This window comes from Kineosporia sp. NBRC 101731, from assembly GCF_030269305.1.
In the GTDB taxonomy this organism is placed as follows: domain Bacteria; phylum Actinomycetota; class Actinomycetes; order Actinomycetales; family Kineosporiaceae; genus Kineosporia.
The window spans coordinates 66,108-87,486 of record NZ_BSTC01000016.1 but is presented as its reverse complement, the minus strand read 5'-3'; the positions used below and the strand labels follow the sequence as shown (position 1 = coordinate 87,486).

At 70.1% G+C, this 21,379-nt stretch carries 19 protein-coding genes and 1 pseudogene; 3 read left to right on the top strand and 17 right to left on the bottom strand.

Annotated features, from left to right (window positions below; translation table 11 throughout):
• Positions 1 to 30: 30 nt before the first annotated feature.
• Positions 31 to 687, top strand: coding sequence for a hypothetical protein (locus QSK05_RS31055; RefSeq protein ID WP_285600950.1), 657 nt, complete (start codon positions 31 to 33; stop codon positions 685 to 687).
• Here QSK05_RS31055 and QSK05_RS31050 read toward each other — a convergent pair.
• The 7 genes from QSK05_RS31050 to dusB all read right to left on the bottom strand — a co-directional run bounded on the left by QSK05_RS31050 (position 675) and on the right by dusB (position 8,534).
• On the bottom strand, positions 675 to 1,955 hold the full coding sequence (locus tag QSK05_RS31050; RefSeq protein WP_285600949.1) for a hypothetical protein: 1,281 nt from the start codon (positions 1,953 to 1,955) through the stop codon (positions 675 to 677). The two genes, QSK05_RS31055 and QSK05_RS31050, sit on opposite strands and share 13 nt — an antisense overlap.
• Before the next feature lie 59 nt (positions 1,956 to 2,014).
• The gene (locus QSK05_RS31045) at positions 2,015 to 2,647 is read right to left on the bottom strand and encodes a MarR family winged helix-turn-helix transcriptional regulator (protein WP_285600948.1); all 633 of its coding nucleotides are present in this window, start codon (positions 2,645 to 2,647) and stop codon (positions 2,015 to 2,017) included.
• Between the two features lie 38 nt (positions 2,648 to 2,685).
• Positions 2,686 to 3,240 carry a hypothetical protein gene (locus tag QSK05_RS31040; RefSeq protein ID WP_285600947.1) on the bottom strand — a complete coding sequence of 185 codons (555 nt, stop codon included), beginning with the start codon at positions 3,238 to 3,240 and terminating at the stop codon, positions 2,686 to 2,688.
• Between the two features lie 19 nt (positions 3,241 to 3,259).
• Positions 3,260 to 5,626: a DNA primase gene (dnaG, locus tag QSK05_RS31035; protein WP_285600946.1), complete on the bottom strand. Its 2,367-nt coding sequence runs from the start codon at positions 5,624 to 5,626 to the stop codon at positions 3,260 to 3,262.
• A gap of 9 nt (positions 5,627 to 5,635) precedes the next feature.
• Positions 5,636 to 5,971 carry a hypothetical protein gene (locus QSK05_RS31030; protein ID WP_285600945.1) on the bottom strand — a complete coding sequence of 112 codons (336 nt, stop codon included), beginning with the start codon at positions 5,969 to 5,971 and terminating at the stop codon, positions 5,636 to 5,638.
• A 105-nt stretch (positions 5,972 to 6,076) separates the two neighbouring features.
• The gene (locus QSK05_RS31025; protein WP_285600944.1) at positions 6,077 to 7,321 is read right to left on the bottom strand and encodes a deoxyguanosinetriphosphate triphosphohydrolase; all 1,245 of its coding nucleotides are present in this window, start codon (positions 7,319 to 7,321) and stop codon (positions 6,077 to 6,079) included.
• Between the two features lies 1 nt (position 7,322).
• Positions 7,323 to 8,534 (bottom strand): tRNA dihydrouridine synthase DusB, encoded by a 1,212-nt coding sequence (gene dusB / locus QSK05_RS31020; RefSeq protein ID WP_352303248.1) that lies wholly within the window; start codon positions 8,532 to 8,534, stop codon positions 7,323 to 7,325.
• Between the two features lie 121 nt (positions 8,535 to 8,655).
• Here dusB and QSK05_RS31015 point away from each other — a divergent pair, with 121 nt between their 5' ends.
• Positions 8,656 to 9,087, top strand: a complete 432-nt coding sequence (locus QSK05_RS31015) for an SRPBCC family protein (protein WP_285600942.1) — start codon at positions 8,656 to 8,658, stop codon at positions 9,085 to 9,087.
• Between the two features lie 18 nt (positions 9,088 to 9,105).
• On the opposite strand, the gene QSK05_RS31010 is transcribed toward QSK05_RS31015, so the two are convergent.
• The 6 genes and pseudogenes from QSK05_RS31010 to QSK05_RS30985 all read right to left on the bottom strand — a co-directional run bounded on the left by QSK05_RS31010 (position 9,106) and on the right by QSK05_RS30985 (position 16,677).
• Positions 9,106 to 9,813, bottom strand: coding sequence for an HAD family hydrolase (locus tag QSK05_RS31010; protein WP_285600941.1), 708 nt, complete (start codon positions 9,811 to 9,813; stop codon positions 9,106 to 9,108).
• Positions 9,814 to 9,851: 38 nt separating this feature from the next.
• Positions 9,852 to 10,127 (bottom strand): annotated as a pseudogene (locus tag QSK05_RS31005) (ATP-binding cassette domain-containing protein); the annotation flags it as partial.
• Positions 10,128 to 10,213: 86 nt separating this feature from the next.
• Positions 10,214 to 12,409, bottom strand: coding sequence for a hypothetical protein (locus QSK05_RS31000; protein ID WP_285600939.1), 2,196 nt, complete (start codon positions 12,407 to 12,409; stop codon positions 10,214 to 10,216).
• Positions 12,410 to 12,625: 216 nt separating this feature from the next.
• Positions 12,626 to 14,758 (bottom strand): hypothetical protein, encoded by a 2,133-nt coding sequence (locus tag QSK05_RS30995; RefSeq protein ID WP_285600938.1) that lies wholly within the window; start codon positions 14,756 to 14,758, stop codon positions 12,626 to 12,628.
• Between the two features lie 84 nt (positions 14,759 to 14,842).
• Positions 14,843 to 16,231, bottom strand: a complete 1,389-nt coding sequence (locus QSK05_RS30990) for a glycine--tRNA ligase (protein WP_285600937.1) — start codon at positions 16,229 to 16,231, stop codon at positions 14,843 to 14,845.
• A 113-nt stretch (positions 16,232 to 16,344) separates the two neighbouring features.
• Entirely contained in the window at positions 16,345 to 16,677 is a 333-nt protein-coding gene (locus QSK05_RS30985; protein ID WP_285600936.1) for an antibiotic biosynthesis monooxygenase family protein, read from the bottom strand.
• 117 nt (positions 16,678 to 16,794) lie between these two features.
• Here QSK05_RS30985 and QSK05_RS30980 point away from each other — a divergent pair, with 117 nt between their 5' ends.
• Positions 16,795 to 17,199 carry a Fur family transcriptional regulator gene (locus QSK05_RS30980; protein WP_285600935.1) on the top strand — a complete coding sequence of 135 codons (405 nt, stop codon included), beginning with the start codon at positions 16,795 to 16,797 and terminating at the stop codon, positions 17,197 to 17,199.
• A 46-nt stretch (positions 17,200 to 17,245) separates the two neighbouring features.
• Here QSK05_RS30980 and rpmG read toward each other — a convergent pair whose 3' ends face one another.
• The 4 genes from rpmG to leuA form a co-directional block, all read right to left on the bottom strand.
• Entirely contained in the window at positions 17,246 to 17,413 is a 168-nt protein-coding gene (gene rpmG / locus QSK05_RS30975) for a 50S ribosomal protein L33 (RefSeq protein ID WP_231487728.1), read from the bottom strand.
• A 79-nt stretch (positions 17,414 to 17,492) separates the two neighbouring features.
• On the bottom strand, positions 17,493 to 18,284 hold the full coding sequence (locus tag QSK05_RS30970; protein WP_285600934.1) for an isoprenyl transferase: 792 nt from the start codon (positions 18,282 to 18,284) through the stop codon (positions 17,493 to 17,495).
• Positions 18,285 to 18,529: 245 nt separating this feature from the next.
• A complete protein-coding gene (recO, locus tag QSK05_RS30965) occupies positions 18,530 to 19,399 on the bottom strand; it encodes a DNA repair protein RecO (RefSeq protein WP_285600933.1) in 870 nt (289 codons plus the stop codon).
• 3 nt (positions 19,400 to 19,402) lie between these two features.
• On the bottom strand, positions 19,403 to 21,136 hold the full coding sequence (leuA, locus tag QSK05_RS30960; RefSeq protein WP_352303241.1) for a 2-isopropylmalate synthase: 1,734 nt from the start codon (positions 21,134 to 21,136) through the stop codon (positions 19,403 to 19,405).
• Positions 21,137 to 21,379: the final 243 nt, after the last annotated feature.

Sequence of the window (21,379 nt, the reverse complement as noted above, 5' to 3'; positions counted from 1 at the left end):
GGGATGCGTGGGATGCGGAGGATCCGGGGGATGCGGCACTCCAACCGGGAGACCGGCTGGCTGTCCCGTAACCGCTGGGGTCTCGGGCTGCTGCCGCTGGCGACCGTGTGTGCGCTGGCAGCCAGCTCGGACCGGGTGAAGCCGTACTGGTGGGACGCCGATCTGCACGAACCGGTGCCGGCGGCGCAGGGCGAGTGGCTCGGTTACTCGCAGCCCTACACGCTCGATGACGGCGAGCACGTCATGTCGCTGAGGGCCCGGCTCGACTCGGTGCACCGGCTGAGCGCGGAAGAGGCCGCGGGAGCCACGGGTTACGTGCTGCCGGCGGGGGCGGTCGCGGTGCGCGTGACCCTGTCGGTCCAGGCCGATCCGGCGACCCCGCTGACCGGCTGCTCGATGGCCCTGCGCGACGCCGACGGCAATCGCTACACCTACGTGCCCACCCTGGTGGCCGACGGTCAGCCGACCTCCCCGTGCGTGCCGGCCGACGCCCCCGGGCCGAACGCGACCTTCGGTGAGCTGTCCATGCCCGGCCCGGACGAGCAGCAGCGCCCCGCGAGCTACACGGTGACCCCGGTCTGGGTGGTCCCGGCCGCCGCGACGTTCACCGAGGCCGACCTGTGGTGGGACCTTCCCGAGTACATCGCGTTCCGCGCCTCGTCCTCCAAGCCCTCTCAGACGCCCTGAGCGTCCGGGACGGGCTGCTGGGAGCCCTCCGGCTCGTCCACTGTTGTGCCGCCGCTGGCCAGCACCCGCTCGACCGCCGCGGCCAGCAGGCACATGGTGATGCTGAGCCCGACCGCCCGGGTGAGGATCTCGATGTGCGGCGAGAACGCGAGCCAGGGTGAGGCCGCCTGCGGGCCGAGCAGCAGCCGGCCCAGGGCGTAGAGGCCGTCCTCGAGCCGCTGGCTCGCCAGGAAGGCCAGGCCGAAGATCAGCATCGGGGCCAGACCGGCGACCGCGAGCTGGCGCAGGCCGCCGAGCAGACCGGTGAACCGCTCCGCGACCTCACCGAACAACTCCGCCCCGGCGCGCTTCACCGGGCCCGGAACCACGCGCAGGATGCGAGGTTCCGGCGGGGCGGGCTGCTCGATCAGCTTGTGGCCGTAGACCACCGCACCGACCGTGAGCCAGGCCACGGGCACGATCACCAGTGAGTCGACGCTGGCGATCAGGTCGAGGGTCCAGGCCCCGGCGGTGTCCACCGGGCCGGCCAGGGGCCCGAGCCGGTCGAGCGCAGCCTCCCAGCCGTCGACGAACATCTCCACCCCGCGCCGGCTCTGCGCCCAGGCCCAGGCCGTGTCCTTGTACGTGGTGATCCGCACCGCGATCGTAGCCAGCCAGAGCACCTCGACGTAGGCCCCCAGGAACGCGAAACCTATCCAGGCGCGACGGCCCTCGAGCTTGGCCAGACCGAACTTGAGCACGATCGCGATCGCCACGACGGCGGCGGTCACCCAGCCGTTGCCGATGTCGAAGCGCGAGACGTCGTTGCCCAGGCCACTCGCCCCGGCGAAGTAGTCGTTCTGCGCGAACTCCTCGCCGAACACCGTGTTCATGAACCGGTCGATGTCTTCCTTGAGGTAACCGTACGAGGCGTAGACCGCGAGGAACGGCACCAGCACACTGGCCAGCATGTCGAGCAGCCGGCGCTCGCGGTGGCGCACCACGTCCTGCGGCGCGACGACGGTCGCGGCGTCGCGCAGGGCGGGCAGCGAGTGCCGCAGCGTGTAGAGCATCAACACGATGCCGGTGACGGCCGCGAGCGGGGCCAGTACGAGAGTGAGAATGCCTGTGGTGTTGTTGATGTCGGACAGTCGCACGGCCGCCCAGATCGCGCCGGCGCGGGCGGCGAGGGCGAACAGGGCAAGGGTCAGCAGCACGGGCCAGTGCCGCAGCCACAGTCTGGCCCCGGCCCCCACCACGACGAACGCATCACGGATCGCTCTCAGCACAGCAGGACCATAGGCGGCCGGTCATCCCAGGCGCCAGATCAGGGACGCCGAGGAGGCCGTCACCAGAGGGGGCGCAGGGGTGGGACGTCGTCGCCCACCTGAGCGCGGACCAGCTGGGCCAGGCGGGTGCGCAGACCTTCGAGGGTCTGCGCGCCGACCTTGTCCACGAGCCGGCCCTCGATGCGTCCCAGCACGTAACCGGCGGCGCGCAGGTGCTGCTGAGCCTTCTCGGTGAGCACGTAGAGCACGCGCCGACCGCCGTCCGGATGCGGGGTCTGGCGCAGGTAACCGCGCTTCTCCAGGTCTTTCACCGTCTGCAGGGTGGCCTGCCGGGTCAGGCCGAGGTCGTCGGCGAGATCACCGCTGGTGCACCCGCCCCGGGTCTGGAGCACCTGGAACACCAGGCTGTGCAGAGGACGCACGTCGGCATAGCCCGCGGTGTCCAGCTCGGTGCGGAACTCGGCCTGGATCGACTGGTAGGCGGCGCCGAGCAGGAAGGTGAGGTCCTGGGCCGCGAGCGGATCGGGTTCCGGCTCCGGTTCGGCTGGGGGTTCCGGTGGCGGCTTCGGCTTCGGCTCGGCCAGTTGCGCGGCCATCTGCCGGGCCAGCCGCTGCTCGCGCTCCTGCCGTTGCTCTTCCTGTCGCTGCTGGTAGGCCAGGTCCCACCACTGCTCACCGGTCTGGCCGTCCATGCTCTCCATCATCGCCGTCCCCCGGCGCCGGCGCTCATTCAGATCGCGGGCGGGGCCCCGGCGTTCAGTCCTTGTTCGCCTGCCTCCGCCCACAGGTCGGCGAGTGCCTGGTCGATGACCGGCTTCACGTCGGGGGCGTCGGCCCGCAGGCCGGGTGGCAGCAGCGACTGGGCCAGCAGCCGGCCGTCCGGATCACGGCGCAGTGCGACCTTGGCCGGTTTCCCGCGTCGCATGGGCACGATCGCGCTCAGCACGACCGACGACTGCACGCGCTCGCGCACCACCTCGGGCAGCCGGCCCACGTCGTCCTGAATCTCCAGGGGCGTGGTCTTGCGCGAGTGCACCCACCAGATCACCAGCATGCGGGAGTCCTGGTCCCAGACCGCGCGGTCGACGGCGTCCCAGGTGTGCACCATCCGTTCACCGCGTGGGGTGACGATGCGCAGGTCGCGGGTGGTGGCGGCCGCCGCGCCGCCACCCACCAGCACCGACCAGGCCAGCAGCCGGGCGGTGCCGGGCTCGTCCAGCCCGAGAGCCTGTTCCATGCCGTCGGGCATGACCGCTCGCTTCGGCCGGCGCGGAATCAGTCGCATCGAAAACCCTTCAGCTGTGTCACTCCGCGCCGCTGCCGTTGATGCGGTCGCGCAAGGCCCGCCGCTCGTTCTCGGCGGCGACCAGTTCGGCGAACGCGGCGGCCATGTCCTCGTCCGGGGCCATCATCTGCACCCGGCTGCGCAGATTGCCGATGCGGTGCAGCAGAGCGGTTTCCGCGACCTTGAGCACCATCGAGGCGGCGTACTTGGCCATCTCCTCCTCGCGGTCGGCGGGCATCGGCGCCACCGCGAGCTCGGTGATCATCGGCACCACCACGTCGGGCGCGTAGTCCTGCACCATCGTCACCCAGGCCGGGCCGGCCATGCCGGTGGCCTCGGCCATGCCGCCCGCCGCCCGGATCGCGTCGTGGACCGCGCGGTAGGCCGGGGTCTGGAACGCCTCACCGCTCAGGGTGTCCGCGTCGTGCGGGGGCACCAGCCGGGGCACCTGCAGCATGCACTCCAGCGCCTGCCGCTCGATCGCCGCCACCGGGTCGGCCCGGTGGGGGCGGTTCATGACGGGACGCATGGAGGGACGGGGTGCCGCCTGCTGACCCTGCTGACCCTGCTGACCCTGCTGACCCTGCTGACCCGACGGCCCGGACCCGGGGTCGAAGGCGTCGTGCGGGGGCTCGTCCTCGGGCGGCGGGGGCACGTCGTCCGGCGGTGGCTCATGATCGTTCCAGCCGCCCTGGTTCCCGAAGCCCTGGTTGCCGTAGCTGTTGTTGTTGGCGTAGCTGGTCTTGCCCTCGCCGTTGTTCCAGCGCTGGCGATCGCCCTCACCCCAGCCACCGCCCTTGCCGCCCTTGCCCTTCCATTCCCGCTTGGGCTCGGGCGGGGGCAGGATGTACGTGCCGTCGGGCATGAGCCACGAACCGTCGGCCTGCCGCACCCCCCCGGGAGGACCGTCGCCGCGACGCGGGGGCCGCGCCCCGTGTGCCCCGTGTGCCCCGTCTCCCCGACGCCCACTGCCACCGGAGTCGCGACCCTGACCGGGACGTCCACCATTGACCGCACCCGAACCCGCAGCGCCGCCCGCCCTCTGGTCGCGCTGGGCCCGGTCGATCGCCTGCCGGACCGGTTCGTCTTCCATACCCAGCATGTTCGCGAGCTTGACCGCGTACCCGCGGCGGATCACCTCGTCGCGGATGCCCGCGACGACCGGCGCGGCCAGGCGCAGCCCGCGCGCGCTGCCCTCGACCGTGGTGAGGTCGACCTCGTTCATGATCGACTGGATCTTGAACTCGAACATCGGGCGACGCGAGCCGATGAGCTCCTTCACCGCCTCGTTGCCCTGCTGCAACCGCAGGTCGCACGGGTCCATGCCGCTCGGGGCGACCGCGACGTAGGTCTGCGAGACGAACCGCTGATCGTCTTCGAACGCCTTCAGCGCGGCCTTCTGCCCCGCGGCGTCACCGTCGAAGGTGAAGATCACCCGGCCGCCGGAGTTACGCTCGTCGCCGATCAGGCGCCGCACGATGCGGATGTGGTCGGCGGCGAACGCGGTACCGCAGGTGGCCACGGCCGTGGGCTCGCCGGCCAGGTGGCAGGCCATCACGTCGGTGTAACCCTCGACCACGATCACCTGGTGGTTCTTGGCGATCTCGCGCTTGGCCAGGTCGACGCCGTAGAGCACATGAGACTTCTTGTAGAGCGCGGTCTCCGGGGTGTTGAGGTACTTGGCCTCGATCGTGTCGTCGTCGAACAGCCGCCGCGCACCGAAACCGATGTTGTCACCGGTGACGTCGCGGATCGGCCAGATCAGCCGGCCGCGGAACCGGTCGTACAGCCCGCGCCGCCCCTGCCCCGACAGACCGGCGGCCACCAGTTCGTCACCGGTGAACCCGCGGCCCTGGAGGTGCCGGGTGAGCACCTCACCACCGCGCGGAGCGAAGCCGACCCCGAACAGCTCGGCCGCCGCCTGGTCGAAGCCGCGATCGACCAGGAACTGCCGGCCGATGGACGCGTCGGGCGAGGTGCCCAGCTGCTCGGCGAAGAACTGCGCGGCCATGCGATTGGCCTCCAGCAGACGCCGCCGCTGGTTGACGCCCTCCTGGCCGGGCCGCTTGCCCTCGTTGCCGTTGTCGTCCTCGTACCGCAGCTCCATGCCCAGACGCTGGGCCAGCCGCTCGACCGCCTCGGCGAACGACAGGCTGTCGATCTCCTGCACGAAGGAGATGACGTCGCCGCCCTTCTGGCAGCCGAAGCAGTGGAAGAAACCCACGGTCGGCCGCACGTTGAAGGACGGCGTCTTCTCGTCGTGGAAGGGGCACAGGCCCTTGAGGGCCCCGACCCCGGCGGGCCGCAGCGAGACGTGCTCGCCGATGATCTCTTCGATCCGGGACCGCTCCCGGACAGTTTCGACGTCCTCGCGGCGGATCCTCACCCAGTGATTCTACGGCGTGGCCGTCGACACCGGGGACGAGGTGGTCTGCCAGTTGATCTTGAGCTCTTCCAGCTGGTCACCGGCGAATCCGACGGCCAGGCGCAGCACGACGAAACCCACGATCGACAGCGTGACGAGCACCATCATGATCGCGAAGTAGATGGCCAGGGTGATCTTGACCGTCGTGCCCCAGGTGATGCTGTGGGCGGGTGCCGGCTGCGGGCTCTGTGCACCCTTACCCAGCGGAAGGCTGCCGGTTCGGCCCCGCTCGCGATCACGCGGCGCCTCCAGACCACGCCGCGTGCCCTCGTAGCTCGAACGGTTCTGGAAGTAGTCAGTGCTCACGCGTGCCCTGTCCGTCGGCCCTGGTGTCGAGGACGGCAGAATGGCAGCGCGGTATGACATTGAGTGCTTCGCCCACCACAAGAACGGATCAAATCACCCAGCGTGTCAGTTGGGCAGCAATTCGTGATGCCAGGTCACAGCGCGGGCGTCGGTGAGGCTCGCGACCTGGTCGATGACGGCCCGCAGCCGGCCGGCATCGTCCGGGGCCGCATTCCAGTCCACCGCGAACTGCAGGTCGAGGGCTTTCGGCGCCCGGTCTTCGAGCACCTGCGAGAGCTCCATCAGCAGTTCGCGCTGACGGCTGTAGAGCGGCTGGCGGTCCTCGACGGTCATCACGTAGACGGCCGCGAGACCCTTGAGCACGGCGATCTCCACCTCCGTCTCCACCGGGACCACCAGATCAGCGTGGTAACGGGTCAGCGGCTTGCCGCCGGCCTCCGCCCGCGTGGCTTCTTCCACCGAGCGCACGAACCGGCCGATGAGTTGCGAGGTCATGTCTTTCAGCGCGGCCAGCGAGGCGTAGTCACCGGCGAACGAGGTCACCCAGGCCGGCAGCCGGCGCAGACGATCCAGACCCTCGGCGATGACGTCGTCCGCCACGTCCGGTAGGTACCAGCTGCGCACGACCTCGATGATGTGCCCGGTCTCGTCGCCGTGCTTCAGCCGCGCGGGATCGAACCGCAGCGAGACGATGGCGTCCTCGACGTCGTGCACGCTGTAGGCCACGTCGTCGGAGAGGTCCATGACCTGGGCCTCGATACACCGGTGCCGATCCGGGGCGCCTTCACGCAGCCACGCGAACACGTCCAGGTCGTCCTCGTACGCACCGAACTTCCGCGAGCCCTCCTGCGGCGATTCACCGCTGCGCCAGGGGTATTTCGCGACGGCGTCGAGCGATGCGCGGGTCAGGTTCAGGCCGTGGGCCCGCTGCGGGCCCATCACCTTGGGCTCGAGCCGGGTCAGCAGCCGCAGGGTCTGCGCGTTGCCCTCGAACCCACCGATGCCGGCGCTGATCTCGTCGAGCGCCGTCTCACCGTTGTGCCCGAAGGGAGGATGCCCCAGGTCGTGCGCCAGGCAGGCGGTGTCCACCACGTCCGGGTCGCAACCCAGGGCCAGGGCGAGTTCGCGCCCCACCTGGGCCACCTCGAGGCTGTGGGTGAGCCGGTTGCGCACGAACTCGTCCGAACCGGGCCCCACCACCTGAGTCTTGGCCGAGAGCCGGCGCAGCGCCGAGGAGTGCACCACCCGGGCGCGGTCGCGGGAGAACTCGCCGCGACGCGGGTCTTTCGGCGGTTCGGGATACCAGCGATCCTGGTCGGCGGGCTCGTACCCCGGCTCGTGAGGCGACATCTCAGCCGCCGGAGACCGAGAGCTCGGCCTCCCGGAGAATATCGGCGAGCTCACCGTCGATCTCGCGGCTGTCCAGCCAGCCGTGGGGCAGCGACACCTGGCGCGGAGAACCGGCCCGGCCGCGCGGCCCCTCGGCGTGCTCACCGGGGTAGGGCTGGCTGCCGTCGAGCTGACCGGCGAGGTCGTCGAACTCGGCCAGCGAGCTGATCATCGCCAGGGCCGCCCGGGTCTCCCGCCCCACCACGTAACCCTTGAAGTACCAGGCGATGTGCTTGCGGAAGTCACGGCAGGCCCGGTTCTCGGCGTTACTCTCGGCGTCGCGGCCGGTCTTCTTGACCGGCTTCTCGTAGCCGTCGTAGTGCTCGGTGAGCAGCTGGATGTGGCGGCGCATCGTGGCCAGCACGTAGTCCAGCCCGGGCTGGCGACGGGTCGCGCGGCCGTCGAGCGCCGCGGCCAGGTCGGCGAACAGCCACGGCCGGCCCAGGCAGCCCCGCCCCACCACCACGCCGTCGGCACCGGTCTCGGCCATCATGCGCACCGCGTCGTCGGCCGACCAGATGTCACCGTTGCCGAGCACCGGAATGCTCGTGACGTGCTGCTTCAGCTGCGCGATCGCCGACCAGTCGGCCTGGCCCGAGTAGTACTCGGCCGCTGTGCGCCCGTGCAGCGCCACCGTGGCCACGCCCTCGGCCTCGGCGATGCGCCCGGCGTCGAGGTAGGACAGGTGATCCGCGTCGATGCCCTTGCGCATCTTCACCGTCACCGGCACGCCGAACGGGGTGGCCGCCTTCACCGCGGCCGAGACGATCGCCGCGAACAGCCCCGCCTTCCACGGCAGCGCCGCTCCCCCGCCCTTGCGCGTCACCTTCTGCACCGGGCAGCCGAAGTTCAGGTCGATGTGGTCGGCGCGGTTCTCGTCCAGCAGCATCGACACACAGGCCCCGACCGTCGCCGGGTCGACGCCGTACAGCTGCACGCTGCGCGGGTTCTCGTCGGGATCGTGCTGGATCAGGCGCATCGACTCGTCGTTGCGCTCGATCAGCGCGCGGGACGTGACCATCTCGCTGACGAAGAGCCCCTCACCGCCCTCGGACGCCATCTGCTCACGACACAGCCGCCGGAAGGCCGTGTTCGTGATCCCGGCCATCGGGGCGAGAACGACGGGGGTGGCGATCCGGTGGGGTCCGACCTGCAGAGCTGTCACGTGTCCCATTGTCTCCCACCTTCGGACCGGAGCCTGACCGGCCTCTGGAGATGCACCTTTCCGGTGCTGTACCAGGCTGGGGACGCACCGTGACCGGATACACCCGCAGTTTCCACCGGGAGGTACCGAAATGCCCGAGTACCAGCGCACCCTCACGATCGCCGCCAGCCCGGACGACTTGTTCGACTATCTGTCCCGGGTGGAGAACCTGCCCCATTACTTCGCCGGTCTCACCGACGCCCATTCCGCCACCGGCGACGAGGTGCACGTGACCGCCGAGGTGCCCGCCGAGGCCACGCAGAGCGGCCACCCGGAGAAGGTGGAGTCCAACGCCTCGTTCGCGGTGGACGCCGACCACCGCGCCATCTCCTGGGGCACCCCGGCCCTGAACGACCATGACTACGGCGGAAAGCTGCAGGTCACGCCCGAAGGAGACGGTGCCCGGCTGGCCGTCACGCTGCACACCGAGCACGACGACCCGGACACCATCAACGCCGGCCTCGACCAGACCCTGCACAACGTCGAGCGCCTGGTCACCCAGAAGCCCCACCTGCAGAACTGAGCGCCCGTCGTCTGGGCGTCAGACCAGGTCGAGCAGGTCGCCGAGCCGGGACAGCACGCGGTGCGGGCCACTGGGGTGAGGATCGGCCTCGTGGATCCCGTACGGGTCGTGCAGGAGCGGCGTGAGACCGGCCGCGGTGGCGGACCGCACGTCGAAGAAGACGGTGTCACCCACGTAGGCGATGCGCGGGGACGCCGGCACGCCCAGGGCATCAAGAGCGTGCAGGAAGATTGCGGGGTCGGGTTTCCGGACCCCGACGACGTGCGAGTCCACCACGCAGGCCACCCTCGCGACCCCGGGGGTGTCGACACCACAGATGCCGAACCGGGCCAGGTCACCCTCCACCTGGCCCTCGGCGTTGGAGACGATCCCGATCGGCACGCCCCGGTCGGCCAGCGACTGCAGCGTCTGTGCCGCTGACGGCATCGGGTGCTGCCACAAGGTGTGATTGAACCCATCGATGAAGGCCTCGACCGCAGACTCTTCCTGCCCGTCGGCCTGTGCTCCGGTGGCCTTCAGGAAGGCCCGGGCATAGGCCTGCCAGTCGGAGTCCTCCCCCTCGGCCCGGGCGTGGTCCATGGCGTGGGCCCCGGCGAAGTGCGCCCGCTCGAGATCCGCGGTCCGGGTCGAGCCTCCGTACGGAGCCACCAGGGGCGCCGTGCTCTCCGGGCTCGGCAGCAGCAGAACTCCACCGGCATCGAACAGGACTGCGTCGAACTCGGTCATACACGTATCATCCCCCGCGTCACGAAACCGGTGCTATCTCCGGCCGGCATCACGGCGGCGATCCGACCCTGCGCGACAGCCTGCACCGGGTCCAGCCCGAACACCTTCACCGAGCCCTGCGTCGCCCGGCTGAGGCCGAGCAGAATGTCGAGGGTAGAGGTCTTTCCGGCCCCGTTGGGCCCGAGGAACGCCACGACCTCCCCCGGCGTGATGGTGAGGTCCAGCCCGTTCACGGCGGTGACCGCCCCGAAGCTCTTGACCAGACCGGAGAGCTGCACAGCGGGAAGCGTTTCCTGGATCACTGTCGTTTTCATGTCATCCAGGCTCCTGCCGGACGACACCCCGCACCGATGCCGCACGTCATGATCCGCCCATGACACGTGTCATGGGCGGACAGGCGTCACCCGTTCAGTGCGGCCCGGAGCGTACGGACGAGGTGGGCGTCGGCCTCCGGCGCGCCGGCCGAGGGGATGCGATCGTCGCCGTCCAGGAGCGGGGCGAGCTCGGCCGCCGCCCGGTCCCGCAGGTCGGGGCGCTGCGTCAGGACGCGGGCGAGGATCCGGGCCACCGAGTTCACCACCTGTGCGGTACCGGTGGCCCCGAACTCTCCGATCCGGATGGCCAGGGCCTGGTCCACAGCCTGTTCGGGGGTCAGGTCGCCGAGTTCCGCCAGGGAGTCGAGGGCCAGGGCGCGCGCGGTCTGGTCGCGGCCGGCCCACGACTCGCGGCCGTGCTCGGCGATGTTGCGCAGCAGGGACAGCCACTCCTCCCGTAGTTCGGGACGGGCCTCCACGATCCGGTTGCCCAGCGGCACGGCCGTCTCCAGCGGCGGGCCGGCGGCGTCGACCTGGGCCAGCAGGGCACGCCACACGGGGTCGAGGCCGCCCTCCGGTTCCGCCCCGGAAAAGGCTGGGCGCAGCAGGATCTCGATGGCCGCGACCTGCACCGCGCGGCCGGGGTAGGAGCGGCGCACCTTCTCCGCGACCAGGTGCCGGCACACCTGGGTCAGGGCGGGTGAGGGGTACGCGGCCCAGAGGATGAGCATCCGGTCGGCGTCGAACCCGGCGGCGCCCAGCTGCCAGGCCTGCTCGAAAGCCTGCGCATCAGCGGAGATGGCGGCGTGGGCGGCCATCAGCCAGGCCCGGTCCTCGTCCCGTTCGGCGGTGCGCGGCATCGCTGCCGTGATCGCCTCCAGCGCCTGGTCCCGCACCTGCGGGTCGAAGTCGTCCGGACTCCGGACCGCGAGGTGGGCCAGCACCTCGGCACCCGGGCGGGGTTCCTGCCCGAGCGCTGCGATCAGCTGGGCCACCACCTCCGGCGAGGGCGGCAGCTGGGCCAGGACGGAGACCCACTGACCGGCCCGGGCCGGCCAGGCGACCACGGCGCGGCGGATCAGGTCGAGCAGGTCGTCCTGGGCCCATGCGACCGGACGCGGACGGGACCGGAACCCGATCAGCGCCGCCGGCAGGGCCAGGGTGGTGTCGCCGAAGTGCACGCCGGGTGGTTCGGGGGCCTGCGTCAGCCGGGCGGCGGCCTGTGTCCAGCGTTCGTCCTGCACCCCGAAAAGCATCACCATGCAGGCAGCCTCGAGTTCGGGAACGCCCGCGCTCTCGAGTTCGGCCACCACGTCGCAGACCTCGGCGGAGCGGTCCGGGTCTCCGGGCAGCACATATCCGAGCGCGGCCACCACGGCCGCTGCCGCGGAGGGTTCCAGTGGTGTGCGGGCCAGCGCCAGCAGCCCGTCGACGGCGGCCCGGCCGGCGGGCCGGGACAGGTCGGCCACCTGGCACCAGCAGTAGGCGAGATCTTCGGCGTTCAGACCGGATTCGTCGACGTCGGCGAGCCGCAGCAGCACCGGCACCGCCCGGGCGCCGGCGGCCTGCACCATGAGTTCCAGCGAGCCGGCCGCGTCCGAGGCCGGGTACTCCTGCGCCTGTGCGGGCCACAACCGGGTGAGATGGTCGAGGGCACCGGGCAGATCGAGCCCCAGACCCACCGCCGACCAGACCGCCGCGAAGACCACGTCGTCCTGACCCGCGTCCACAAGCATCTGAAGGTCGTCGGCGGTCAGGGCCCCGTGCCGGGCCAGGGGTTCCATCAGCGCCACCCGGGCCTGCGGATCCTTCTCTGCCGCAAGACGTTCCCGCAGCGCAACGGCCACATCGCGGTCGTCCCGAACGATCGTCCAGTGCGACGAACACTCGTAGGCCGCGATCCGCACCTCGGGATCCAGGTCACCGGTCAGGGGCAGCAGCTCCTGCGCCACCTCCTCCAGCCCGGCCCGCGCCGCGGCAGCCAGGTCGGCGGACGCCAGAGCCATGCTTCCGGTGACCGACTCGCCGTAGACACTCAGCAACTGCAACGCCCCCAGCCGCCCCGGAGCCTCGCGGTCCAGCGCCACCTCGACGAGGAACGGCAGCGCCGCGACCGTCGCCGGGTAGACGGTGCCCTGGTGCAGGATCGACGCGTACAGCGCCTCGACCGCCTCCGGCCAGTCCACCGTGCGCAGTTGCCCGAGCAGATCCGGCGTGTCCGTCGCCCCACCGTAGGCGTGCGTGAGGGACGGCCAGTCGACCGATTCCAGGCTTCGGATCATGGCCCGAACAGTAGCGAACCGGCCAATACCACCTGCACGCCCTAGAACGCCGGGGACACTTTTCATGATCACGATGAGGGGGTGGGCGCCCAGCTTTTGGCTGGGAAGTACCCCACTTCCCTGGAGCTCTCGGGGAAGGTTTGCATGATCACGGAGAAGCGGGAGGGGACTTCCGGAGCCGACAGAGTTCTAGAACTCCGGGGAGGTTTTGCATGATCACGGAGAGAGGGCGGTGGCCAGAGTGCACTGCAGGTGGGTGTCCGCGCGGATGTCGCCGGGGACGAGGGTTCGTTCGTCACCGGCCACCAGCGGAGCCAGATCGGCGGTGACGCCGGGGCGCAGGTCGGGGCGGTCGGCCAGGGCATTGCGGATCACCCGGCTCGCGGGAGGGACGGTCTCGGCGATCCGGCGGGTGCCGGCGGCCTCGCGCAGACCGGCGACCGCCAGTTCCAGCGCACGCTCCGGGGCGATGTCGCCCAGGGCCTGCAGGGCTTCCACCGCTACCGGATCCGGTAGCCGGTGCAGGGCCGCCAGCCACTCCGGACACAGCTCGGGCCGGACCGCCACCAGCCGGTTCCCCAGCCGAACGGCCCCGGGCAGGGCGCCACCGGCAACCTCCAGCAGGCCGAGCAGGGCGGGCCAGGCCGGCTCCGGCAGGTCCTGCGCGCCCGTGAGCACCGGCGCCAGCAGGATCTCCAGGGCCGCGACCTGCACCGCCCGACTGCGGTACATGCCCCAGGTGGTGCGGGTGATCAGGTCGAGGCAGACGACATCGACGCCGGGTGAGGTGTGCGTGGCCCAGATACGCAGCAGTTCGTCCTCGCCCGGGCCGGACTCGCTGATCCGCCAGGCCCGGCTGAACGCCGCGGGGTCACCGGAGTCGAGCAGGGCCTGCGTGATGAGCAGCCAGGCCCCGGTGTCGCCCCCGGGCACGGGCAGGTCGTGGATCGCGCTGTGGGTGGCCCCGTCGAACACCGCCGGCTGCGCGAAGGCCAGGCGGGCCAGCAACCGTACGGCGGCCTTCGAGGGGGCTGCGAGAAGAAGAACCTCAACCAGAGCAGTGGACGCCGGTACCCGGCCCAGCAGTTCGGTCCACGAGTCGGCGGTGGTGGGCCAGGCGGTGATCGCGGCCCGGGCGAGCGCGACCAGTTCCGGACCGTCCCGGTCGTGGTCGGCGAAACCGGCCAGTGCGGAGGCAAAATCGACCGACGCGCCGCCAATGCCGAAGTACGGCAGCTCCGGGGCGGCCAGCACGGCCCGGGCGTGGGAGGCCCAGCGCCCGTCGCCCATCACGAGCAGCGCCACGGCGAGCGCGGCCTCGCCCTCCGGCGATTCGGGAACCAGCCGGGCCAAGGAGTCGGCCGCCCGGGAGTTACCAGCCACGGCATCCGCACTCCGGAAGCCATCGGCCCGAGCGTCAGCCGGCCGGGAGTCAGCCGGCGGGGAATCCACGGGTCGGGAATCCACCGCCAGGGGCAACACGGAGATCAGGGCGCCGAGCAGGTCTTCGAGGTCCGCGGCGCCGGCCCGATCCGCCAGGGCCAGCAGCGAATCCCGCGCCGGCTCCAGGGCCGCACGCGAGACCAGCGCGAGATCGTGCCAGGCCCAGGCCAGTTCGCCGACGGTGACCCCGGCGACACCACCGAGCCCCGACAGCACCGGAACCGCTCTGCCCCCGGCCGCCCGCACGAGTCGTCCCAAAAGGTCGTCCCGGTCGAACGCGGGCCACAGGCGTACCAAATCATCTGCTGCACCGGGGATCTCATGACCGGATGCCAGCGACGCCCAGGCGGCGGCGAACACCGCGTCATCCCGTCCGATCGACCGCAGGCGGTCGAGGTCGCCCGCGTCGAAATCCCGCAGGCGGGTCAGCGCCTCGACCAGCGGGACCAGCGAATCCTGCTCGCCCTCCAGCCTTTCCCGCAGGAACCAGGCGGCCTCCGGCAACCACACCCCGGCCTGGTAGACCGCGGCCCGCACCTCCGGGTTCGGGTCGGCGGCCAGCGGCAGCACCGCCTGCGCCGTCTCCCGCAGCGCGGCAGTCGCTTCCGCCCTCAGGAAGTCGGGGCCAGCACCTCGCGACAGCGATTCCCCGTACGCCCCGAGCAGTTGCAGAGCCCCGGAGCGCCCGGCGGCCTCCGGGTCGAGGGCGACCTCGACGAGGAAGGGCAGGGCCACCACGGTCGCGGGGAACACCTCGTCGCCGGGCACGAGCATCGAGGTGAGCTCGTCGGCGGCGTCCTGCCACTCGTCCTCGAGCAACTGCGCGACCAGCCCGGGCACGTCGTCCGCCTCGCCGAAGGCATGCGTCAGCGACGACCAGTCGACGGTGTCCAGCGGATTGAGCACGGGCGAACGTTACACAAGCCGCCGGAAACAGAATCGGCCGTCACGCAACAACTTTGCGTGACGGCCGATCGACGGTACGGAGTATCAGCAGCCCGGGAGGCGTGCGCCGAGCCACGCGGTGACGCCGCTCAGCGGCACGCGCTCCTGCTCCATGGTGTCCCGAGACCGGATTGTGACCGCGTCGTCCTCGAGCGTGTCGAAGTCGACCGTGATGCAGTACGGCGTACCGATCTCGTCCTGGCGGCGGTAGCGGCGGCCGATGGCCTGGGCATCGTCGAAGTCGACGTTCCAGGAGCGGCGCAGCTCGGCGGCCAGGTCACGGGCCTTCGGCGACAGGTCGGCGTTACGCGACAGCGGCAGCACCGCGGCCTTGACCGGCGCCAGACGGTGGTCAAGCTTGAGCACCGTGCGCTTGTCCACGCCGCCCTTGGTGTTCGGCGCCTCGTCCTCGGTGTAGGACTCGATCAGGAAGGCCATCAGCGAACGGGTCAGCCCGGCGGCCGGCTCGATCACGTAGGGCAGGTAGCGGGTGTTGCTGGCCTGGTCGAAGAAGCTCAGGTCGTTGCCGGACTTCTCGCTGTGGGTCTTCAGGTCGTAGTCGGTACGGTTCGCGACGCCCTCGAGCTCGCCCCACTCCGAGCCCTGGAAACCGAACCGGTACTCGATGTCGACGGTGCGCTTGGAGTAGTGGGAGAGCTTCTCCTTGGCGTGCTCGTACAGGCGCAGGTTGTCCGGGCTCAGGCCGAGGTCGGTGTACCAGGCCATCCGGGTGTCGATCCAGTACTGGTGCCATTCCTCGTCCGTGCCCGGCTCGACGAAGAACTCCATCTCCATCTGCTCGAACTCACGGGTGCGGAAGATGAAGTTGCCCGGCGTGATCTCGTTGCGGAACGACTTGCCGATCTGGCCGATGCCGAACGGCGGCTTACGGCGCGCGGCCTGGTAGACGTTCTTGAAGTTCACGAAGATGCCCTGCGCGGTCTCCGGTCGCAGATAGTGCATGCCGGCCTCTTCCTCGACCGGGCCGAGGTGGGTCTTCAGCATGCCGCTGAACTGCTTGGGCTCGGTCCACGCGCCGCGGGTGCCGCAGTTGACGCAGACGATCTCCTCGAGCGACGTGGCCGGGCGGCCCTTCTTCCCCTCGAACTCCTCCTCGAGGTGGTCGGCCCGGTAACGCCGGTGGCACGACTGGCATTCGACCAGCGGGTCGGTGAACACCTCGACGTGGCCGGAGGCCTCCCAGACCGCGCGGGGCAGGATGACCGAGGAGTCCAGGCCGACGATGTCGTCGCGGCTGGTGACCATGGTGCGCCACCACTGGCGCTTGATGTTCTCCTTCAGCTCGACACCGAGCGGGCCGTAGTCCCAGGCCGAGCGGGTACCGCCGTAGATCTCACCGCTGGGGAAGACGAATCCCCGGCGCTTGCTGAGACTGACGACGGCATCGAGGCGGGATTCCTGCTTGGCGGCCACGAACGGCTCACTCCATCCGGCGGGGCGTCGACGGGGCGACTCCTGAAAATCTGACCCGGCTTAGCGTAGTCGGGTCCGGCCCGTGGTTCCGACGCCGCCCGCCCGCACGGGGCCTACTCGACGATCAGGTCGCTCTCGTGCTCCTGCCGGCCCTGGGCGGGGGTCCAGGTGGAGAGGTCCTCGAAGGCGGTCGGCTCGTCGATGCAGCGGTACATCAGCGGCACCGCGCGCACCTTCACCTCAGGGTTCGAGAGTGCCCGGCGATAGGCGCCGACGTTCTCCCAGCGGGTGGAGAGCACCCACAGGTCCGGCTCGTCGATCGAGCGGCCCACCCGTCCGTCCAGGCAGCCCGGCCTCGCTGTGAGCGCGGTCAGGGCCTCCCGGGCGAGGCCGGAGAACTCGTCGGTCTCCTGGGTGGGAACGCGGTATCGGGTGACGACGAACACGTACCCAACCTACCGGTGCGCCCAGGGCGAAAGCTTTTGACGAGGTCAGGGCCAATATTTGAGAATGAGTCCCATGTATGACGCCTTAGGCACGCCTCACGTGAAAAGCTGCCGGGCATGAGCACCAACCGGCGCGAGACCAAACAGCGGGTGGCCGTCTCGGCGGCGCTAGACCAGGTGAACGAGTTCGTCAGCGCCCAGCAGTTGCACTCCATCCTGCGCGACACCAGCGACGGCGTCGGGCTCGCCACCGTCTACCGCACCCTCCAGCAGCTCGCCGAGGACGGCGAGGTCGACGTGGTGAAGACCGCCGACAACGAGTCCATGTACCGCCGTTGCAGCCGCGGCCACCATCACCACCTGCTGTGCCGCTCGTGCCGGCGCACCGTCGAGGTGGAGAGCCCCTCGATCGAGAAGTGGGCGCAGAAGGTGGCCTCCGCCAACGGCTTCGCCGAGGTCGACCACGTCGTGGAGATCACCGGCATCTGCGCGGACTGCCAGGCCAAACAAGCGCAGAATTGAGGACGCCCACCACGACTGTGGTGGGCGTCCTCAATTCTCGTAGGGGTCAGCGCTCCTCGCGGAACTCCACGTGGGCCCGCACGACCGGGTCGAACTTGCGCAGCACCATCCGGTCGGGGTCGTTGCGGCGGCTCTTGCGGGTCACGTACGTGTACCCGGTGCCGGCCGTCGAACGCAGCTTCACGATCGGTCGCAGTTCGGTGCGGCTCGCCATCTCGATCACTCCTTCACGCTCCCGGCCGTTCCGGGGTTGCATGGAGAGTAACTTGAGAACGGTTCTCGTTATTTCCGGATCAGGCGGTGGGTTTGTCGACCGCCCCGCCGTACCGCCGGTCGCGCTCGGCGTAGATCTGCACGGCCTCCCACAGGGTGCGCCGGTCCACGTCGGGCCACAGCACGTCCATGAACACCATCTCGGCGTAGGCCGACTGCCAGAGCATGAAGTTGGACGTGCGCTGCTCCCCCGACGAGCGCAGGAACATGTCCACGTCGGGCAGGTCGGGCTCGTCCAGGTACTTCTGGATCGTGCGCTCGTCGATCCGGTCCGGATCGAGTTTTCCCTGGGCCACCAGCTGGGCGATCGTGCGGGCGGCGTCGGCGATCTCGGCCCGGCCACCGTAGTTCACGCACATCGTCAGGGTGATCGTGTCGTTGCCGCGGGTGAGCTCCTCGGCGATCTCGAGCTCCTTGATCACGCTGGCCCAGAGCTTCGGCCGGCGCCCCGCCCAGCGCACCCGCACACCCCACTCGTGCATCTCGTCGCGCCGGCGCCGGATCACGTCGCGGTTGAAGCCCATCAGCCAGCGCACCTCGTCCGGCGACCGCTTCCAGTTCTCGGTGGAGAAGGCGTACGCGGAGATGTGTTTGACGCCGATCTCGATGCCGCCGGCGACCACGTCGAGCAGCGAGGCCTCACCCATCTCGTGGCCCTTGGTGCGGCTCAGCCCGCGCTGGTTGGCCCAGCGGCCGTTGCCGTCCATGACGATGGCGACGTGACCGGGCACCAGCTCGGCCGGGATCGCGGGTGGTTTCGCGCCGGAGGGGTGCGCCGGCGGCGCGATCGGCGGCGTGGTGCGGGCAGGCACTGACGGACTGGCCTGGCGACGGCGGAGCGCCAAGGAAAACCCCTTAAGCAAGGACGATTCGGGAGCGGGAAGATCGTAGTACCCCCTGGGCCGGCCCTCGCGCGGTGACCACGGACGCACGCCGACGCGATGAGGCATGTCCCTGACCCGCTCACGATTTCAGGCCCACGATCCATGGGATGACAACGCAGACCTCTCCGCTCATGCATTCGTCGGCCTTACGGCGAATGCTCCAGGACAGGCCCCTAGAACGGCTCCGGGTCGTCCAGCGTGGGTGCCACCGCTGCCTGGGCGCGCTCGATCGCGGCCACGTCGATCTTGGCCACCCTGACCGGAACCTTCACCGGCACATTCACCGGCACGTTGATCGACGGCCGGTCGCCGTCGCGTTCCACCCAGCGCAGGGATCGCACCCGGCGCTCGACGTGCCACTGCAGGTAGGCGGCGACCAGGCCGCTGGCCTCACGGCGGCGGCGGGCCTCGCTCACGTCGGCGGTCGGCCAGTCGCCGGTGAGCAGGGCCGACAGCAGGCGCAGGGTCTCCGGGTGCGGGGCGGCCGCGCCGGGCGGACGGCACGACGGGCACACCGAACCACCCATCGCCAGCGAGAACGCCCGGTGCGGACCGGCCTGGCCGCACCGCGCGCAGTCGGTGAAACTCGGCGCCCAGCCCGCGACCGACAGCGAGCGGATCAGGTAGGCGTCCAGCACCAGGCCGGGTTCGTGCGCCTTGCCCGCGAGCGTGCGGAGCCCGCCCGCGAGCAGGAGGAACTGCTGCAGGGCGGGCTCGCGCTCGGTCTCGGTGAGCCGTTCGGCGGTCTCCAGCATGGCGGTGGCCGCGGTGTACCGGGCGTAGTCGGCGGCGATGGTCAGGCCGTACGCCCCGATCGTCTCCACCTGGTTCACGGTGTCGAGCGACCGGCCCTCGTAGAGCTGGACGTCGATCATCATGAACGGTTCCAGGCGGGCGCCGAACCGGGACATGGTCTTGCGCACGCCCTTGGCCACGGCGCGTACCCGACCGTGCTCACGGGTGAGCAGGGTGACGATGCGATCGGCCTCGCCCAGCTTCTGGGCCCGCAGGACGATCGCATCGTCCCGGTACACCGCCGGCATGAACTACCGCCCGGCTGACCGGTTGGCCGCCGACAGCACGGCCTTCATCGAGGCCCGCACGATGTTCTCGTCGACACCGACGCCCCACAGCACGTTCTCGCCGATCTGGCACTCGACGTAGGCCGCGGCCTTGGCGTCGCCACCGGCACTCATCGCGTGCTCGCTGTAGTCCAGCACCCGCACCGACACACCGTGGCTGGCCAGCGCGTCGCCGAAGGCCGCGATCGGGCCGTTGCCCACACCGTGCAGCGTGAACGGCGCACCGCCGTCGATGATCTCGACGCGCAGCCGGTCAGAACCGTTGTCGTCGCTGGTGTGCTCGATCGACTTCAGCGAGAACCGGCCCCAGGCCGGGCGGCTGGACTCGGTGGTGGGCAGGTACTCGTCTGAGAAGATCGTCAGCAGCTGGGCCGGGGTGACTTCGCCGCCCTCATTGTCGGTGTGCTTCTGCACCACGGCGCTGAACTCGATCTGCAACCGGCGCGGCAGGTCCAGCTGGTACTCGTTCTTCATCAGGTAGGCCACACCGCCCTTGCCGGACTGGCTGTTGACGCGCACCACGGCCTCGTACGAGCGGCCCACGTCGTGCGGGTCGATCGGCAGGTAGGGCACCGCCCAGACCACGTCCTCGACGGTCTTGCCCTGCGCGGCGGCCGAGGCCTGCAGCGCCTCCATACCCTTCTTGATCGCGTCCTGGTGGGAGCCGGAGAACGCGGTGTAGACCAGGTCGCCGCCGTAGGGGTGACGCTCGGCCACCTTCAGCTGGTTGCAGTGCTCGACCGTGCGCCGGATCTCGTCGATGTCGGAGAAGTCGATCTGCGGGTCGATGCCCTGGCCGAACAGGTTCATGCCCAGCGTGACCAGGCAGACGTTGCCGGTGCGCTCACCGTTGCCGAACAGGCAGCCCTCGATGCGGTCGGCGCCGGCCTGGTAGCCCAGCTCGGCGGCGGCCACCGCGGTGCCGCGGTCGTTGTGCGGGTGCAGCGACAGGATGACGTTCTCCCGGAAGGCCAGGTTCCGGTTCATCCACTCGATCGAGTCGGCGTACACGTTGGGCGTGGCCATCTCGACGGTCGCGGGCAGGTTGATGATGACCTTGCGCTCGGGCGTGGGCTCGAACACGGCCAGCACCTCGTTGCAGATGCGCTTGGCGAACTCCAGCTCGGTGCCGGTGTACGACTCCGGCGAGTACTCGAAGTAGACCTCGGTGCCGACCATCGCGTCGGCCAGCTTCTTGCACAGCCGCGCGCCGTTCAGCGCGATGTCGACGATGCCGTCCTCGTCGGTGTTGAACACCACCTGGCGCTGCAACGTGGAGGTGGAGTTGTACAGGTGCACGATCGCCTGCTTGGCACCCTTGATCGACTCGAAGGTGCGCTCGATCAGGGCGTCGCGAGCCTGCGTCAGCACCTGGATGGTGACGTCGTCGGGGATGTGGCCACCCTCGATCAGCTCACGCACGAAGTCGAAGTCGGTCTGGCTGGCCGCCGGGAACCCGACCTCGATCTCCTTGTAACCCATCCGGACCAGCAGATCGAACATCCGGCGCTTGCGCTCGGAGTTCATCGGGTCGATCAGCGCCTGGTTGCCGTCGCGCAGGTCTACCGCGCACCAGCGCGGAGCGGTCTCGATGCGCCTGTCCGGCCAGGTGCGGTTCTCCACGTTCACGGAGATCAGCTCGTGGAACGGGACGTACTTGTGAACCGGCATGCGGGAAGGCTTCTGGGTGTTCTTCATGGCCTCTTGCCTCTACGTGGTCTGGTTCTTCTGGGCGTTCAGGACGGTCGGCCGGCAGGCAGAAGAAACACCGCGACGAGAGGACCGGCCTAGCAGGTCCCGCCGCGGCGACCAAGGAGAAGAAGCTCCGAACGCACGAGCGACAGGGTACATCCACACTCTGTGGGGGCAACAATCCGGTACAGGGCCCGTGCCCCGAGTTCGCCTCAGCGACTTCTCAGTGCCACCTGTTCATCATGCTCA